This window comes from Vibrio maritimus (assembly GCF_021441885.1).
GTDB classification, from domain to species: Bacteria; Pseudomonadota; Gammaproteobacteria; order Enterobacterales; family Vibrionaceae; genus Vibrio; species Vibrio maritimus_B.
The window spans coordinates 879601-897227 of the sequence record NZ_CP090439.1; the positions used below are offsets into that span (position 1 = coordinate 879601).

Sequence of the window (17627 nt, forward strand, 5' to 3'; positions counted from 1 at the left end):
TGTTGTTGAGTGTTAAGGATGGGTCCTATGAATGTCACTTTAAGAAGAAAGAAGATACTGGATTTACTCTGTGCACAAGGGACGGTTGAGGTCAAAGCCCTAGCTAAAGAGCTTAATACGTCTCATGTCACGGTCAGAAATGACCTCACGAGTCTCGAAAAAGAAGGGAAGCTGGAGCGTTTTTTTGGTGGTGCGGCACTGCCAACCATGATGCGAATGCCGGCAGCTTCGCAAAGTGGATTGGATCGCGAACTTGCAGTCAACCAGCGCTATCAAATTAACGATGAAGCAAAGCGAAAGATAGCAGCAAAAGCTGCAGAGATGGTGGCATCTAACTCAACTATCATCATCGATAGTGGCAGTACGACACATCTACTTGCGCAAGCTTTAGCCGACTCAGGTAATGTCACAGTGATCACCAATAACTTGGCGGCTGCCTCGACATTAGCAGGTATTGGTTCAGTCACTCTCGCTATTAGCGGAGGAGTATATCGTAATGTTTCCCAATCTATTCACGGGCATAAGGCAGAAGAGTTTTTTGATGGGGTCTATGCTGATATTGCTTTTATTGGTGCGGATGGTTTAGACCCAGAGAAAGGAGTGACGACGTTTAATGAGGGTTATAACGTTACACAGATGATGGCAAAGTGTGCCAAAACAGTAGTGATTCTTGCCGATTCCTCAAAGCTATCGCGCTCTGGGTTCAATCAAGTACTGCTACCAGAGCAGCTCGATATGTTGATCACAGATACTGGTATTTCTAATGACGATATGACGCATTTTCGCGCGCAAGGTATACATGTGATAGCGGTTTGATTGTCGCTGGATATATAAGAAAGAGGATAAGCCCTTTGGAGCCAAGCTCTTTAGGGCTGCTGCTTCATGCTAGAAATCGACGAGAAGTTCCTATACGACGACGACCTGAACACCACATTGCTCAAATCGTGCTTTGTCTTCTGCGTTGATCCCTTCGTCGATGACGAGGACGTCGATACGAGAAATATCAAGAACTTGGTTGAAGCCAATGCGACCTAGCTTAGTTGAGTCGACAACTGCAATCACTTTTTTCACGCATTTCGCCATCACTCCAGTAATGGCATAACCTTCGTTAAAAGTGGTAATGCCTTTATCAGGATCAAGCCCATCGGCACCAACAACTAATATGTCTGCCTGGACACCATCGAGACACTGTTCCGCTCGAAAACCATGTAGGGATTTGGTTTTGTTGCGGTAGGTGCCACCAATCACGACTAGCGTGGTGTTTTCCGCGTCCATTAGTGACACACAAGCGGCCAGGTTGTTAGTAATGATGGTGTTGCCTCCGCGCAAGCCCAGTTGCTCGGCAACTAAATGCGTCGTGCTACCACTGTCCAGAATAATAGTATCGGACGGGGCAATCATGGCCGCTGCAGCTTCTGCAATTTTGTGCTTGGATTTGCTGTTGATTTCGTAGCGGCGATCGATTTGAACTTCACTATCGACCTGCGAGAGCGGTAGGTGTTTGATGGATTGTGCACCACCAAAAAAGCGTTTGAGTTTGCCTTCTTGTTCCAGTGCTTTTAAATCAGCTCGAAGCGTTACTTCGGAAGTATTCAGAGTCACAGCCATATCCTTAACTAGGACCTGACCGTGGTCGTTTAACGACTGAAGGATAGTCTCTCTACGCTCTAACTGATTCATCGCAACCTCTTTATAGTCTTTCGTATTCTTTCAATTTCGATAGTATAACCTTGTTTTTATTTTTGTATACCACTTATGTAGTAATGCTATATTGACTAGTAAGTCATTTAAGTAGAGGTATTTATCTAAGATTTGTTGAGGAATTGATCGATTTATATCATCTTGAATGTAAAAACCGCCGTAAAAATCAAAATAGTCATTTGCGACTACTTTCGATTTCTACAGCGGTTAACAATTAGGTCCAAGAGACCTAGCTAGTTGCTAATACCTAGCGATTATGGCTCGCCATCGTCATCATGCTCACCACGCTGTTCTAGCCACATCGCATTGATGATGCCAAAAGAGCAGGCTAGCAGGATGCCCAGTACCCAGCAGATATACCACATACTCGATTCTCCTTAGTACAGCGAGGTGCTGTTCTCTTCAATGAATTTGTTATCAATGCGGCCAAACATTTTGTAGTAACACCAAGTGGTGTAGCCCAAGATGACAGGCACAACGATGATAGCGATGATAGAAATAATACTGAGTGTTTTGTAGCTAGAGGTCGCGTCCCAAAGCGTCAAGCTGTGTTCAGGCACCAAGCTTGATGGAATGATCATTGGGAACAGAGCCACGCCTGCCGTCAGTATGATAGAGAAAATAGCCAGACTTGAGCTCATAAAGGCTAAGCCTGCTCTTTTCACCATAGATAGAACCGCTGCGGTAAGTAACATTAGCGAACCAAATGCAGGGATGATAAACAGCGCAGGGTGCTCAACATAGTTGTGCAACATTCCGTTCTCAACCAAGTTCACGTCTTTACCAATTGGGTTCGATAAGCCGTTATGGTCAAGGATTCCCTGAATGATGTAACCATCTTGATGGCTTGCGAGTAGACCGCCACCAATAAACGCTGCGATAGCTAAGCATGCTGTCCAAACTGCGGTTGATTGAGCGCGTTGACGTATGTCTCCAGTGGTTTTTAACTGTAAGAACGTCGCGCCTTGCAACAGCGTCATCGCTACCGCTACCACACCGCACAAAATTGGTAGTGGTGTGAACAGGCTCCAGAAACCGCCTTTGTAGCTGATCATGAGAAGCTCATTAAGCTCGAACGGTAGACCGACAAACAAATTACCAAAGCCTACGCCAAAGACGAGCGGTGGTACGAAGCCGCTGATAGTAAGCGCGATGTCACATGCCATTCGCCATTTTGGATCATCAATTTTGTTGCGATAATCCATGCCAATAGGACGTAGCCACAATGCTGCTAGTACTAGAACAAGCGCCAGATAAAACCCTGAAAACGCGGTTGCGTAAACAGCTGGCCAGATAGCGAAGATGGCACCGCCAGCGGTAATCAGCCATACCTGGTTACCATCCCAGTGGGGTGCAATGCTGTTTACCATTACGCGGCGTTCTACGTTGGTTTTTCCGAGCATCGGCAGCAGGGCTGCTACGCCCATATCAAAGCCATCTGCAATCGCAAAACCAATGATCAGGATCCCGACAATCGCCCAAGTGAAGAGTCGGAGTGTTTCATAATCAAACATGTCTACCTCCTATTTGTAGCCGTCGATGGCGTTGTCTAAAGATGGAGTTTGTTCGTGATGGTAGCGACCCGTCTTAAGAACACTTGGTCCACGACGAGAGAATTTTACCATCAAGAACATCTCAGCGATGAGGAATAGGGTGTACAGAACATAGACCGCACCCAGAGATATCCATAGGTCGCTGGCAGAAAGGTCGGATGTTGCCATGCTAACAGGTAGCACTTCACCGATTGCCCAAGGTTGGCGACCGTACTCGGCAACAAACCAGCCAGCCTCACATGCAATCCAAGGAAGTGGGATTGCCCAGATAGCCGCTTTAAGTAACCATTTTTGTGTGCCGATTTTCTTACGGCATACTTGGATGAATGAGAAGCCAATTAACGCAAACATCAACACGCCACACGCCACCATAATGCGGAAGCTCCAGAAGAGTGGAGCCACTTGTGGAATGGTGTCTTTCGCAGCCATTTTGATTTGTTGTTCGCTCGCATCCGATACATTTGGTGTGTACTTTTTGAGTAGCAAACCGTAGCCAAGGTCAGATTTCACATCGTTGAACTTAGCAATGTTCTCTTCAGTCTTGTCACCATTACGAAGGCGCTCCAACAATCCATAAGCAATCATACCGTTTCGGATGCGTTGCTCATTGTTAGCCAGAAGATCTCGAATACCGGTAACAGGCTCATCAAGAGAGCGAGTGGCGATGATACCCATTAGATATGGGATCTTGATGGCGTAGTCGGTCTCCATGGTCTCTTGATTCGGGAAACCAAACAGCGTAAATGATGCCGGTGCCTCTTCGGTGTGCCACTCGGCTTCGATGGCTGCAAGTTTCACTTGCTGTACGTCACCGAGCTCATACCCAGACTCGTCGCCTAGCATTAGCGTAGAGAAAATTGCCGCCATACCGAATGAACAAGCGATCGCAAAAGAACGTTTTGCAAACGCTACATCACGATTCTTAAGTAAGTAGTACGCACTGATACCCATGATGAAAAGCGCACCTGTGGTGTAACCTGCTGCGACCGTGTGAACAAATTTAACTTGAGTCACTGGGTTGAAGACGACGTCCGCGAAGCTAGTCATCTCCATTCGCATGGTTTCGAAGTTGAAATCCGCGCCGACAGGATTTTGCATCCAACCGTTCGCCATCAAAATCCACAAACCAGAGAAATTTGAACCAAGCGCAGTTAGCCAAGTGACAGTCAAGTGTTGACGTTTGCTCAGGCGATCCCAGCCAAAGAAGAACATCCCGACTAGCGTCGACTCTAGGAAGAATGCGACTAATGCTTCGATGGCAAGTGGTGCGCCAAAGATATCGCCTACATAGTGAGAATAATATGACCAGTTAGTACCGAACTGGAACTCCATGGTTAAGCCGGTGGCGACACCGACGGCAAAGTTGATCCCAAAGAGTTTGCCCCAGAATTTGGTCATATCCTTGTAGATGGTTTTACCTGTCATGACATAGACCGATTCCATAATAGCAAGTAGGAACGAAAGACCTATGGTGAGAGGCACGAATATAAAGTGATAAAGCGCGGTGCTAGCAAATTGCAGACGCGACAGATCAACGACATCTGTTAACATAACATCCCCTTCCCGCCACATATGTGGCGGGCCGAAACAGTAAAAAGATAAGATTGATAAAGGCTATTTATTTGGTGTGATTAAGCCTTTGTTGGTTTTTCATGAAAGGTTTTTTTATCCAGTAATCTAGGCTCACGTAGCGACCTCCACCGTAGATGAACAGCACCATCAGCATCACAAAGTAGGTGGCGGCGAACTCCATACCATTGTTAAGCATGACCGGGTCGCCCAGCTCCGTGATGTAGTTGTAGCGACCAGGGAAGTTCTCTGCCAGCCAGGTAATGAAGCCGTTAAGACGCATGGTTGATTCCATGCTGCCTGTTGCGATCGCATCCCAGCCGTGTTTCCAGTGAACCATGGCACTGGCTACGCTCATCATGAAAATCATTGGGATTGAGACAATGCGGGTGAATAGTCCAAGTGCAATACAGATACACCCAAGAACTTCAGTGGCAGCAGCGAGGAACGCAAGGAGTTCGGGAAAAGGTAAGTTTAATCCACCGTCTGCTACAGGAGCGCCAAACCATGCGACGGTACCTGCGTAGCCCAGAACCTTAGAGCGTGCGCCTACAAAGATCACTGGAACCAGAAAAAGACGGATGGAAAAAAGGACCAAAAAGTCTATTTTGCGACATTTTTCGATAAGGTTGTCGTACCAAGTAATGACTGACTTAATCATGTTATTCTCCTAGGGCTTCGATGTGTAACAGCCCAAGATGTGTGAAATGTTGTATCCAATTCGCTAGGTTGAAGTCGGCAAGTTGAGCGTCTGTTTGTAGTTTTAGTTCCAGTAAGCTGGCGCAAGGCAGCGACTGAATCATCTGTACTAGCGCGACATCAATAGGCCTTAGCTTTTGCGATACCACATGGTGTTGAGCATGCCGAAAAACGGCGTAATATTTCGATTTGTTATTTTCTGTTGGCGTTATCGAATGACTGGATACCTCAAAAGGCAATTCAAGAAGCCGAGCGGTTGGGTTGAGCAAGATGCGGTAATACTCTGCACTCGCCAGAATGTCGTCACTCCAATCCCTTGCTGGCATTACTACGTCGCAATCAATCTCAGCGCTAAACGCTGTCCACTCGTATTCAATAATCGATGTGCTAAGTGCTTCCGCCATTGGGCATTGCTGAACGTATTGAACAAACTCTGTCGCAATATGGTGAAATTCAGGCTCCATGGCGCAGTGTTTCAGCAGAAACCCATCGAGTAATTGATTGAGATTCTTATCGCCAACACGCGCCACAAAAAGAGGGAAGGTGTTGGTGACTACACCAAAGATGTTGTCTCGAATAAACTCTCCGTATTGACATTCTTCAGTGCGACCAGCGCGCACTAATCGAGCGAGCGATTCAGTTTGATGCAGCATTTGTCCTGGAGGATTATGCATACGCCTCTCCTTGCTTGACTGAGTTTGTCAGCCGAGATGGAGTACTCACGTCTGCATAGATCTGGCGCAACTCTTCGCTCAGCACGACCAGCGGAGGCACATTGTGGTCACGCTCTAGAAGCAGAGGCTTGCTCCCATGTAGGAGATACACATAGTGTGCGAGATCTTTAACGCTGTCAGGCACGGGTTTACCGTGGGTATCTAGCAGTGACTCATCACTCTGTTTTAGGTGACCAGCGATGTGGTAGTAGCGAATGGCGTCACTGGGTAGGGCTCTTAACATCTCGTAAGGGCAGTAGCCGTGGTTCACGCTGTTCACATAGACATTGTTGATGTCTAGCAACATCTGGCACCCTGATTTTTCAATCAACTCGGCAAAGAATTCACCTTCTGGCATCTCGTTATCAAAGTTGTGGTAATACGAAATGTTTTCCAAGACTAGTGGGCGCTCGACCAAGTGTTGAACTCGTTGAATGCGTGATACTAAATAGTCGATATTTTCTTGATTCCTCGGAACTGGCAGCAGGTCATACAGATACCCCTGACTGTCTCTCGAAAAACAGAGATGATCGCTGTAAATCTCGATATCAAACTCGTTTAGAAATCGCGCAACATCTGCCAAATAACTCTCATTTAGTGGAACACAGTCACCAATGGATAGACTGAGTCCGTGAGCAACGAGAGGGTATTTACCTGCAATTTCAATAAGACGTTCTCGCTTTTCTCCGCCGATGTTCATCCAGTTTTCTGGCGCTAGCTCAAGAAAATCGATGTCTGGATGTTTAGGCATTTCGCTGAGCATCTCGATGTGTTCCATGCGTAAACCAATCCCTTTGCTGGTGTCGGTTATTGTCCGCATACCCCACCTGTTACTTTGCTGTTGGCCGAGGTGATCGCATCTTCTGGTGCATTGATGCCTTGACCCGATAGTCCACATTTACCGTCTCGTGCGCGAACAAGTTTGTCTTGGGGGTTACTAGTGAGCTCTTGTTTTTCAAAGCGTTTTTCAGTACCACATTTACCCGCAGCACACTTACCACCATTTTGTCCTGATGATTGTGCTTTTACCGGCGTTTCGGCAGCATCCGTCGTTGCAGCGATAGCTGAGTTAAGTGAAACCAGTGAGGTAAGCGCAACCGAAATGATGAGTTTATTGTTCATTTGAAGTCTCCTTTAGAGAAGCAACAGGGAAGCTAGAGAGGTCACGAGCAGAGAAAATCTTGCCCTTGTAGTATTTGGCTACAATGTCGAGCGACAGAGCTTTACGTTTAAGACCAAGACCCATCCAGTGGTTTAGGATAAGTAGCTTAGGATTGATTTCTGCAGCGATTTTGCCAACGACAGATGGTTTGGCGTGCATAAAAGCGGAAATCTCATCTGCCTCTTCGTGAATCGCCATTGGCATGACGAGAATGTCGGCACCCTTGGCAAAGTTAAGGAAAGCTGGGTTGCTACCATTTTGGTCAGCTGAGATAACGATGGTGCCTTTGTCACTCTCGATTCGGTATGCCAGCGTCGGAACATCACCGTGTGGAATACCTAGTGCGTATACAGTTAAGCCATCTAGCGCGTAGACTTTTTGTGGTGTCGTTGCGGTATAGGACACATCGGTGAGGTCGACCGGGAACAGACCGTCGGTGCCATCATAGAGACCGTTAAGGTAGGCATACGCGCCCTTCTCTTTATTGAACATAGCGTCCATATAGCCCGTTAGACTTGGAAAAGCAGAGCCCGCTTCGGGACCTGTAATGTCCAGTGCATCTTCACGATTGAAGAAGTAAGCCCCTTTTAGGATGGCTGGCAAATCGGCAACGTGGTCGGTATGAAAGTGTGAGATGGCAAGGAGGTCTAAATCCTCTAGCTTGGCACCAGCTTGACCAAATCGCAGATAGTTACCACCGCCGGCATCAATCATGATTCTTGATTTGCCTTTCCACCAAATGAGCTCGCCAGATGACGCGCGTAAGTCATCGGAAATGGGACCGCCTGATCCAAGGATTTGCAGGGTAAAGTCTTTGTCTAGGGGTTCAAGATTGATTGCAAAAGATTGTGTTGCCCCAAGAGAGCAGCCCAGCGCTAGAGCGAGTGCTTTAATCGGCCATTTCATAACCAGTTCCTATCTTTTTTGTCTGCGTTTTACTTTGGGTAAAAGTGTGAATGTGCCGACTGGGATCCACGTGTTTTGTTGATCTTGGTCAAGGCACGTGAGTAAGATAAGTAAAAACGACCGTTAAGTATGTATGAATATATAAAATGTCGTGTTTAGTAAAACTAAACGAATGGGAAGCTAAGAGATTGAAAGTGCGATGAAGACAGAAATGGCAAGGGCTCACATAAAGTGAGCCCTTTTGGTTTGAACTATGCCACGCTTGGGATTGCGCTTTGTTTTTTATCAAGAGCACCACTGAGGCGTGTTAGTAATAGTGCAACTATGACGATTGCCGCTCCAACCCAAGGGGTATGCATGAGCCCCGCTTCAGCGACGATATGACCGCCACCCCATGAACCTAATGCGATACCAACGTTAAAGGCCGCGATGTTTAAGCCTGAGGCAACGTCAACCCCATCAGGCGCATACTTCTCTGCTAGCTTCACTACATAAACTTGCAAACCTGGGACGTTACCGAAGGCAAAGGCACCCCATACCAAGATAGTGATGACGGCTGCAATCGGGTTTACTGCTGTGAAGTTGAACACCAGTAAGATGCCAGCAAGACCTGCGAAGATAATCGTTAGGGCTTTAATTGGACCCATAGAGTCTGCCATTTTCCCGCCCCAGATGTTACCGATAGCGACAGAAACTCCATAGACCAACATGATCAAGCCGACGGCACTTGAATCAAACCCCGACACTTGCTCTAAGATCGGTGCAAGGTAAGTAAATGCGGTAAACGTACCACCATAGCCCAGCGCAGTAATCGCGTACACTAGAAGCAGACGAGGCTGCGCCAGTACCTTCATTTGCGCTGAAAGTTTTGCCGCTGGTGGCTGTTTTAGGTTATTTGGAACAAGGAAAGCACTGCCAATCAGAGCGATTAATCCAAGTACCGCAACAACCAAGAACGTGGTTTGCCAGCCGAAGGTTTGTCCGATGTAAGTGCCAAGCGGAACACCCGTCACTAGAGCGACAGTCAGACCAGTAAACATAATGGCGATAGCGCTCGCGGCTTTCTCTTTAGAAACCAAGCCTGTCGCAATGGTCGAGCCAATGGAGAAGAATACCCCGTGAGCAAGACCTGTCAGGATGCGCGCAAGGACAAGAGTGTTATAGCCAGGCGCTTGCCAAGCCAAAAGGTTTCCCGCGACAAACAAACTCATAACAGAGAGTAGAACGTATTTGCGTTTCCAGTTTCCTGTTAGCGCGGTCAGTACAGGTGCGCCAACCGCTACCCCAAGCGCGTATAAGCTAACCAGTAGCCCGGCAGAAGGAAGTGAAACGCCAAGATCGGCAGCCATAGTTGGTATTAATCCAACGATGACGAACTCAGTGGTACCAATGGCAAAGGCACTGAGTGTAAGTGCAAAAAGTGCAATAGGCATGTGATGTCTCCAGTAATGCGCAGCCGCTTTTATTAGTGACTACCTTCGTTTTGTTGAGCGCATTATTGAAGAAAGTTGGATTGCGAAAAATAGTAATTGTAACAAATGATTTTTACAAATATTGCAAATATAGGTTCTGACCAGGTTACTAAAAGTTAACTACTTGAAAGTATGAGGATCTCGACCCACAATCAATGGCAACCTATTAAAACGTGAATAAAGGAGTGAGTATGTCTACATCGGTAAAACTAAAAGCGGGCGATGCGTTTCCATCACTACAAGCAACGTTATTGGATGGTTCATCGGTCACACTTGGTGAGCCAAAAAACGGTTTAACATGGCAGGCGGTGTTTGTGTATCGCGGTAAACACTGTCCACTTTGCACCAAATACCTCAACGAACTTGAGTCTTACAAGCAAGCATTTGCTGATGCAGGTGTGGATATATTAGCGGTATCTGGCGATTCTAAAGAGCAATTAGAAAAGCATCTAGAGCAGTTGGATGTCAGCTTTCCACTGGCTTATGGTTTGACTGAAGAGCAAATGAAACAGCTTGGCGTATATATCTCTTTGCCGCGTTCTGAGAAGGAGACAGACCATAATTTCGCTGAACCAGGGCTGTTTGTGGTGAATGAGCATGGCAATCTTCATGTCGTCGACATCTCAAACAATCCGTTTGTAAGACCGGAATTAGGCGCGCTATCACGCGGTCTTGCTTGGATTCGCGATCCAAATAACAACTACCCAATTCGCGGGACGCTAGATTACTAAGCTCATTTCAAAAGTGGTGTGATATCTGATTGCACCACTTTCATCATCTCCACAATTTCTTCAACTTTTCTGCAAAATTACCGCGTATCTTTCCAATCCCTACACGTGACTTGCCAACTGAACTTTTAGTTGTTGCAAAGGACAAATTGGAGAGATGCATGATTCGTAAACTTAACATCAAACAAACGATTATTGGTACTTTACTTGCCGCGTTGGTTGCTCCAGCCGCTGCCAAGCCGATCCCTGTCCCACCGTCGAAAGTGAAGCCAGTGGTGGTGAAGTCCGCGTTTAAGCCAGTTCAAAAAGCGCCAGTGCACCGCAGTTTTCACTATAGAAAACTTCCTAAAGGCGCAACGTTTGTTTTGATTGCTGGAATTAGCTATGCGGTAATAGACAACGCTTATTACAAGCGTAGTAATGACACCTACATTTATGTAGAACAGCCACCCGTTTCTACGCAACCTCAGATTCAAGCTGGTGTGAGTAGTGAGAGTCAGTCAACGGTAACGGGAATGCAGGGTAAAGTCGTGCAATTAGTTCCAGAGAATGCAACGACGGTAACCGTAGACGGTGCGACCTTTTATGTCGATGGTGGGGACTGGTATGCCCCTATTGCAGGCACCAGTCAGTTCGTCATTGTCGAGCCACAGCTATAGTATGCGTTGTTTGATATGAAGAGGGAGCCGCTAGGCTCCCTCTTCTTGATCTATCCGGCTCAGGCACGAAGTTGGATGTCATACGTCTCTGACCAAATACGCAGGTCATCGAGTATCTTAAGTGCACTTTGACCAAACTCGGTAAGCTCATAACTGACGGCAATCGGTCTATCACTGATAACCTTACGCTCAACCATGCCTTCCAGCTCAAGCTCTTTCAGTCTCTGGTCGACCATTTTTTTACTAGCGCCGCCTAGCAGGCGCGTTAGATCATTAAAACGCACCGGACCATCTTTGAGATGATAGATAATCGAACCCTTCCACTTACCACCAATCAGGCGCATGCCTTTCTCGATCGCACAGGGCTCTGAGCAGACGTTTTCTACCGACTTACGCCCGCGGTTATCAATCTTGATTTGGCTTTCCACGATAAAGCTCCTAGGTCACCAAATGGTAACTGGTTGAAACAGAAATATAGGTCACCATAATATACCTAGTCACTAGAAATTCAATAAAAGAAAGAATTTCAATATAAGAAAGTATCAACAAAGAGAAAGTCATTATGAGCCAAAAAATCAAATTGGATGTCGTATCGGATGTTGTGTGTCCATGGTGCATCATAGGTTACAAGCGACTAGAGCAGGCGATACGCGAACTGGGTGTCGAGGATCGTATCGATCTTGAGTGGCAGCCGTTTGAGCTCAACCCCCATATGCCGTTGGAAGGTCAAAATCTTCGTGAGCACTTGGCAGAAAAATATGGCACGACCAAAGAAGATAGTATTCGTGCGCGTGAAAACCTAACGAACTTAGGCGCAGAGTTGGGCTTTCGATTTCAGTACGACGACGATATGAAAATGCTTAACACGTTCGAGTCACACATCTTGCTTGAGTACGCTAAATCACAAGGTAAACAAACTGACCTGAAACTAAGACTGTTCAGCGCGTTTTTTGGTGAGGGGAAAGATATTAGTAACCGCGAAGTATTGGCTACTGAGCTACAGGCAGTTGGACTAGACAGCCAAGAGGCGCTCCAACTTCTCGACAACCCAGAAGCACGTCTGCAAGTTCAACAAGCAGAAGATATGTGGAAGCGAGCGGGTATTAGCTCCGTCCCAACTGTGGTGTTTAACCGAGAGAGTGCATTGACGGGTGCTCAGCCGGTGGATGTTTATAAGCAGGTGTTGCAAGAACTACTCGCGAGCTAGTTATAAATCAGTCAAATCGCTGCCTGATTAATGATTGGGCAGCGTCATATTTCCTTCCTATTAGCTTAATTAACTCTTAATAAATCATTCACTTACCTATGAAACCCTAGGCATCGTCAAGAAACAAATTATTTCAATCTGCAAGGAAGTATGACATGTCTAAACAAGACGGAAACGCGATCGCTGCAAAAAGCATTCTATCAGTAGCGTTGGCTTCAGCGTTTCTATACGGCTGTGGTGATGACAATAACACTGATGCCAAGGGATCCTCAGGAAACACGTATACGCTTCAACTGCTGCACGTAGCGGATATGGATGGCTCTAATGCTCGCGTTATAGATAACGCAGGGAATTTCGCTAAAAATATCGATGCACTCACAAAGCAATATCCTGACAACACGTTGTTCGTGAGCTCTGGTGACAATTATATTCCCGGAGCTCGATATGATGCCAGTGCTGATACAAGCTTCTCCAATGTTGCTGGTGTCAATGTGCCTGGAGTGGGTCGCGGTGATATTGCGTTCTTAAATGCCATGGGTGTTGCGGCATCGGCGGTTGGAAACCATGATATGGATGGTGGTCCTGCTGAGTTCGCTTCGATAATCAATGTTGATAATGCGTATCCTGGAGCGCAATTTCCTTATCTTAGTGCAAACCTCGATTTCACAAAGGATGTGAATACACAAGACTTAGTGGCAAGCGCAGGTCAAATGGTAAGTGATCTCAGCAATAAGCTTGCAGCGAGTGCTGTAGTTGAGGTGAATGGTGAGAAAATCGGTCTAGTAGGCGCGACGACTCCGACTCAAGATGTTATTACATCTACTGGCGATGTAGAGGTGCTACCCCAAGATAAATCACTAGAGGGCTTAGCTGCCATTATCCAAACCGAGGTTGACGCACTGACTAGTCAAGGCATAAACAAGGTTATTGTATTGGCGCATATGCAGAGCATTGAGGTAGAAAGATCGCTCGCACCACTGCTCTCTGGTGTTGATATTATCGTAGCTGGTGGCTCAAATACGTTGCTTGCTAATGATAACGACGAACTTTGGCCTGGAGATACGGCAGCCGATGCTTATCCTCTACATTTTACCTCCGCATCCGATGAACCGGTGCTTGTGGTTAACGTTGATGGAGACTTTAAGTACCTGGGGCGATTGGTTGTTGAGTTCGACGAGTCCGGTGTAATTAATACAAACGGCATCAGTGACAAAAGTGGTGTCGTATTGAGTAGTGATGAGATGGCGCTAACGCTTGGTGGTGAGGCAAACACCGATGTCGACAATATCGCAGCGAAAATGAACGACGTGATCGTCGCTTCTGAGAGTGTGATACTGGGTAACTCAAGTGTGTTCTTAAATGGTGTGCGTGCCCATGTCCGTTCCGAAGAAACTAACCTTGGTAACCTAACTGCTGACGCTAACCTTTGGTATGCGAAGCAAGAGTATGGTGCAACACAAATATCTATTAAAAATGGTGGTGGGATACGTGCTGAAATTGGCCAAGCGGTTTACCCTGCAGGGTCAACGGATCCAAGCGATCTACAGTATTTGCCGACGGCAGCATTTCCTTCCGCAGGTAAAGAGGCTGGCGATATCTCACAGTTTGATATCCAGACAGCGCTGGCATTCAATAACGACCTCGTTGTCTTAGATGTTACTGCATCTGAGCTAAAGACTGTGCTTGAGCATTCGTTTGGAGGAGTCGATGCAACTGGATATGGAGGTGGCCGTTTCCCTCAAATAGCAGGCCTTGAGGTAATGTTTGACGCAACGCAGACGGCCAGAGAAGCCGATGAAAACGGTGTTGAAACCACTGCAGGAGAGCGTGTGCGTACATTAAAAGTCGGTAATGACATACTAGTGAAAGACGGTGTGATTCAAGGCGATGCTACGCGCAGCTTCAAAGTGGTCACGCTTGGCTATATTGCTACAGGTGGCGATGGTTATCCGTTCCCATGTGTTGAGGTGTCTGGAAGTTGTAGTAACCAGCAGGCACTGGCAGATATGTCAAAGGACCCTAGTGCAAGTAACTTTGCCGAAACGGGCAGTGAGCAAGATGCATTGGCCGAGTTTTTGCTTGCAACTTATCCGGATGCAGCGAACAGTTACAGCATGTCAGACAATCTATTTGATGCTAGCCACACTGATGCTCGCATTGTAAGCGCTGAATAACTTGTAGAAAGAACTGACTAGCAGAAAGAACAAGTCGCTCGTCCCAAATACTGGGGCGAGCGACTTTTTATTAGAAGTGTTCGTTTAAGTGCGCTTCAAATCGCGCAAAATCGGATTCAATTTCTGGGTTCTTCAGTACGTCATAACAGGCAAATGTGGGCAGTGCTGTCATATCGAAGAAACGGAAGTTGCAATGCATGGGAAACATAAGGTCATCGACGCTTTTGCCTTCGAACAGGTACTCTTTCGGGTCATCGAATGACTCTTTTGGCGCATTAAACGTTAAAGACAACATGTACTTTTTATTGGTTAGGGTGCCGCCTGTCCCGTAGTTTTCTTTCGGACTTTTTGATGAGCGGCCGTCCATATTACACAGTGCTCCGCCCATACCTGCAGTAAACACATCGTCCATATAGCGCTTAAAAGACCATGGAATCATCATCCAGTTGACTGGAGACTGTACGATGACCTTGTCAGCCCATTCGAAATGAGCCAGTTGCTCCGCGACATCTAAATCATCTTGCATTGTTACAACACGAACGGTGTGGCCTTTGCTTTGTAGTATGCCTTTTGCCTGATCAACAAGACTGCCGTTGAGTCTGCCTGGTGAAAAATCTGAAGGTTGATGCGCGTTGATGATAAACACATTACTCATGAATGTTCCCTTTTAATGTATAGAGTGAATACCGATACAGCGGGGTAGAATCTCACTAAGTATGGTCTTGATATTGCTGGTTTCAAGTCTGGTAGTACAACTCAAATGCTATTAAACAGTAAGTCTAATAAAGGTACGCTGACCCATAGAGATACAAACAGAGTTATCATCGATGGGACGGCATCTTTCCAAGTATCAAATCGAAAGTGAAACCACATAGCACCAATGGACGTAAACGCGATCAATCCAGACGAAACAGCGCTTGTTAAGGCATTGACTGTGAATAGTCCATACAGAATTCCCAAAGCCCCTCCTAACTCAATAATGCCAACCAAAAACATTGCAGTACGGTTCAGCCCATACTTATGAAAGAAGGTCAGTTGTGGCTCGAAAATTGGCTTCACCCAGCCAAAGATTTTGATTGAGCTAGCAAACAAAAAGAAACCGATGAGTAAAATTTGGGCGATGAACATAATGTGCTTCCTCGTTAAATGACGAAGCCATTTAACCATTCCCAAAAATTATCATGTAGACCATAATTAACCTATTTAGTATTCCTAATAGGAATGATTATGGATAAGTTTGACTGCCTAAGTGCATTTTTTAGTGTGGCTCGCAATGGCACGTTTACCGCTGCGGCTAACGATCTCAATACGACGCAGAGCGCAATAAGTAAGAAAATAGCCTGGCTTGAGCGAGACCTTGGGGTCACCCTATTTCATCGCCACGCCAGAGCCATCAGTATGACTACGGCAGGCCATGACTATTTGAGCAAATCGCAAAAGTTGATGGATGAGATGGCTGCAATAGAATCGCAGCTTAGAAAAGAGCAGCGTTCAGTCTCAGGGGTGCTATCGCTTTCAGTGCCGAGCGCATTCAGTGTCAAACTGCTTTCAAAACCTCTGAATGAATTTCTCAAACGTAACCCCGAGCTCTCAGTAAATGTGTCAGTCTCTGATCGTTTCATAGACTTAGTCGAAGGTAACGTTGATATTGCGATTCGCGCCACCCAACTGAAAGACTCTGGGCTTAGAGTTAAGTGGTTCATGGACAACGAACTGATCTACTTTGCATCACCGACTTATCTTGAGGCGAGAGAGCCTATATCCAGCGTAGAAGACCTGGTACGTCATGATTGTCTGACATACTCACTCTCATCACCCTCGAACTTGTGGCGCTTTAATGATGGTAACAATCGCTTCACAGTTAAGGTGAATGAAGTTCTAACCAGTGACAGCCCAGACATGTTGGTTCAAATGGCAAAGCTTGGACTTGGTATCGCAGCTATGCCTAGATGGATGGTGGCAGAAGAGTTAGAAGCAGGGATATTGCGACAAGTGCTGGAGCAATACCCGTCAGCCAAGCTACCTATGTATTTGGTCTACAAAGACAGTGAGCATCAGCCTAGACGGGTGAGAGCGTTTATTGATTATTTGAGTGAGTGGTTTGAGGGTGCAAGTTCACTCAGTAAGTGAACCGCTTCTGTTAGAAGCTTCTCTCAGTTCTTGCTCTGTCACCCACTTGCCAGAATACATGTATTCCCAATTCGGTAGCGGTGCATTATTAGCTTTTAAATCATAAGTCTCTGCGACAGAGTAAGTGTTTGCTCGAGCAGGTATTTGGAGTAGTCTCTCTGGACTCTGACCTTCGATGCTAAAGATGTGCTTGTGATCGTCAATTTCTATACACTCTAATTTATAGCTAACAGAGAGTAGGGTTAGAGTATTTGTTAACTCTTCGATAGTATCGAAGAACAAATACGTGCCACATCTGCCTTGCGTTCGACATGCTATAGTTGCTGCCACATCTTCATAAGCGCAGTAATCATACTTATGAAAGAGCTGGATGACTTTACGACGTTTGTTGTAGTGAGCAAAAAGCCAATCATCTCTCATTGCTACAGTTGTTTCGACAAAATTCTGTGGTTGTCTCTTAGTCATACCAAAAGCTAGTAGCATCAGAGCTCCCGAGCCTACCAAAACCATAGGACCTGCAATAGCAACAGCAAGAAGGCAGCCGATGGAACATATCCAAGCCACTGACTGTATAGCTTTGTTCAGCCATTTGGGTTCTGCGCGATTCTGTTTCTGTACCAACCCAATGTGAGAGAGCGTATATTTATAGTGGTTATCGAGTCCGACTGTCAGATACCAAGAATAAGCGACGATAGAAAACACTATAAAAATGCAAAAAGGGGCAATCCAATTGAAGTGTTCATAACCAATATAACCGATGGGTCCCATAACTATTAAACCGGGTAGAAGTGATGACCACGCTGTAAATAGCAAAGCATCATATCGATTTGCTTCTTCAATGTTGTTGCATGACCATTCATTAACAAGTTTACTACTTCGGATCTGCTTTTCCTGTTCTTCTTGGTATACCTCAAACTCCTCCGGAGTGAGGTAATATGGTAAGTACGCCAAGGT

At 46.2% G+C, this 17627-nt stretch carries 20 protein-coding genes; 6 read left to right on the forward strand and 14 right to left on the reverse strand.

The annotated features are described in order from the left end of the window. Nucleotides 1-27: 27 nt before the first annotated feature. Nucleotides 28-816, forward strand: a complete 789-nt coding sequence (locus tag LY387_RS20420; RefSeq protein ID WP_234497683.1) for a DeoR/GlpR family DNA-binding transcription regulator — start codon at nt 28-30, stop codon at nt 814-816. A 90-nt stretch (nt 817-906) separates the two neighbouring features. Here the strand turns inward: LY387_RS20420 and LY387_RS20425 are convergent, their stop codons facing one another. The 10 genes from LY387_RS20425 to LY387_RS20470 all read right to left on the reverse strand — a co-directional run bounded on the left by LY387_RS20425 (nt 907) and on the right by LY387_RS20470 (nt 9736). Continuing rightward, a complete protein-coding gene (locus tag LY387_RS20425; protein ID WP_234497684.1) occupies nt 907-1680 on the reverse strand; it encodes a DeoR/GlpR family DNA-binding transcription regulator in 774 nt (257 codons plus the stop codon). 275 nt (nt 1681-1955) lie between these two features. Continuing rightward, on the reverse strand, nt 1956-2066 hold the full coding sequence (gene cydX / locus LY387_RS20430) for a cytochrome bd-I oxidase subunit CydX (protein WP_234497685.1): 111 nt from the start codon (nt 2064-2066) through the stop codon (nt 1956-1958). A 12-nt stretch (nt 2067-2078) separates the two neighbouring features. Further along, the gene (gene cydB / locus LY387_RS20435; RefSeq protein ID WP_234497686.1) at nt 2079-3215 is read right to left on the reverse strand and encodes a cytochrome d ubiquinol oxidase subunit II; all 1137 of its coding nucleotides are present in this window, start codon (nt 3213-3215) and stop codon (nt 2079-2081) included. Nucleotides 3216-3224: 9 nt separating this feature from the next. Continuing rightward, nucleotides 3225-4805, reverse strand: coding sequence for a cytochrome ubiquinol oxidase subunit I (locus tag LY387_RS20440; protein ID WP_234497688.1), 1581 nt, complete (start codon nt 4803-4805; stop codon nt 3225-3227). A gap of 67 nt (nt 4806-4872) precedes the next feature. Beyond that, nucleotides 4873-5484, reverse strand: a complete 612-nt coding sequence (locus LY387_RS20445) for a DoxX family protein (protein ID WP_234497690.1) — start codon at nt 5482-5484, stop codon at nt 4873-4875. Nucleotide 5485: 1 nt separating this feature from the next. Next, nucleotides 5486-6196: a putative DNA-binding domain-containing protein gene (locus tag LY387_RS20450; protein WP_234497691.1), complete on the reverse strand. Its 711-nt coding sequence runs from the start codon at nt 6194-6196 to the stop codon at nt 5486-5488. After that, entirely contained in the window at nt 6189-7055 is an 867-nt protein-coding gene (locus LY387_RS20455) for a DUF692 domain-containing protein (protein ID WP_234497692.1), read from the reverse strand. The genes LY387_RS20450 and LY387_RS20455 overlap by 8 nt, the downstream gene beginning before the upstream one ends. Beyond that, nucleotides 7043-7357 (reverse strand): hypothetical protein, encoded by a 315-nt coding sequence (locus tag LY387_RS20460; protein ID WP_234497693.1) that lies wholly within the window; start codon nt 7355-7357, stop codon nt 7043-7045. Before LY387_RS20460 ends, LY387_RS20455 begins: the two co-directional genes overlap by 13 nt. After that, nucleotides 7347-8303: an MBL fold metallo-hydrolase gene (locus LY387_RS20465; protein WP_234497694.1), complete on the reverse strand. Its 957-nt coding sequence runs from the start codon at nt 8301-8303 to the stop codon at nt 7347-7349. The genes LY387_RS20460 and LY387_RS20465 overlap by 11 nt, the downstream gene beginning before the upstream one ends. Before the next feature lie 251 nt (nt 8304-8554). Beyond that, the gene (locus tag LY387_RS20470) at nt 8555-9736 is read right to left on the reverse strand and encodes an MFS transporter (protein WP_234497695.1); all 1182 of its coding nucleotides are present in this window, start codon (nt 9734-9736) and stop codon (nt 8555-8557) included. 230 nt (nt 9737-9966) lie between these two features. Here LY387_RS20470 and LY387_RS20475 point away from each other — a divergent pair, with 230 nt between their 5' ends. Beyond that, nucleotides 9967-10506 (forward strand): peroxiredoxin family protein, encoded by a 540-nt coding sequence (locus LY387_RS20475; protein WP_128649983.1) that lies wholly within the window; start codon nt 9967-9969, stop codon nt 10504-10506. A gap of 158 nt (nt 10507-10664) precedes the next feature. Beyond that, nucleotides 10665-11162 carry a hypothetical protein gene (locus LY387_RS20480; protein ID WP_234497696.1) on the forward strand — a complete coding sequence of 166 codons (498 nt, stop codon included), beginning with the start codon at nt 10665-10667 and terminating at the stop codon, nt 11160-11162. 59 nt (nt 11163-11221) lie between these two features. On the opposite strand, the gene LY387_RS20485 is transcribed toward LY387_RS20480, so the two are convergent. Then, a complete protein-coding gene (locus LY387_RS20485) occupies nt 11222-11590 on the reverse strand; it encodes a winged helix-turn-helix transcriptional regulator (protein WP_234497697.1) in 369 nt (122 codons plus the stop codon). A 134-nt stretch (nt 11591-11724) separates the two neighbouring features. Here LY387_RS20485 and LY387_RS20490 point away from each other — a divergent pair, with 134 nt between their 5' ends. Both LY387_RS20490 and LY387_RS20495 read left to right on the forward strand, forming a co-directional pair. After that, entirely contained in the window at nt 11725-12369 is a 645-nt protein-coding gene (locus LY387_RS20490; RefSeq protein WP_234497698.1) for a DsbA family oxidoreductase, read from the forward strand. A gap of 155 nt (nt 12370-12524) precedes the next feature. After that, complete coding sequence (locus LY387_RS20495; RefSeq protein ID WP_234497699.1) at nt 12525-14543, forward strand: bifunctional metallophosphatase/5'-nucleotidase; 2019 nt, start codon at nt 12525-12527, stop codon at nt 14541-14543. Nucleotides 14544-14613: 70 nt separating this feature from the next. Here the strand turns inward: LY387_RS20495 and LY387_RS20500 are convergent, their stop codons facing one another. Together LY387_RS20500 and LY387_RS20505 are read right to left on the reverse strand one after the other, a co-directional pair. Next, on the reverse strand, nt 14614-15198 hold the full coding sequence (locus tag LY387_RS20500) for an NAD(P)H-dependent oxidoreductase (RefSeq protein WP_234497700.1): 585 nt from the start codon (nt 15196-15198) through the stop codon (nt 14614-14616). Nucleotides 15199-15299: 101 nt separating this feature from the next. Further along, nucleotides 15300-15671: a DoxX family protein gene (locus LY387_RS20505; protein WP_234497701.1), complete on the reverse strand. Its 372-nt coding sequence runs from the start codon at nt 15669-15671 to the stop codon at nt 15300-15302. 99 nt (nt 15672-15770) lie between these two features. Between LY387_RS20505 and LY387_RS20510 the strand changes: the two genes are divergently transcribed. Further along, a complete protein-coding gene (locus tag LY387_RS20510; protein WP_234497702.1) occupies nt 15771-16673 on the forward strand; it encodes a LysR family transcriptional regulator in 903 nt (300 codons plus the stop codon). Here the strand turns inward: LY387_RS20510 and LY387_RS20515 are convergent. After that, entirely contained in the window at nt 16659-17624 is a 966-nt protein-coding gene (locus LY387_RS20515; RefSeq protein ID WP_234497703.1) for a hypothetical protein, read from the reverse strand. The two genes, LY387_RS20510 and LY387_RS20515, sit on opposite strands and share 15 nt — an antisense overlap. Nucleotides 17625-17627 lie beyond the last annotated feature (3 nt).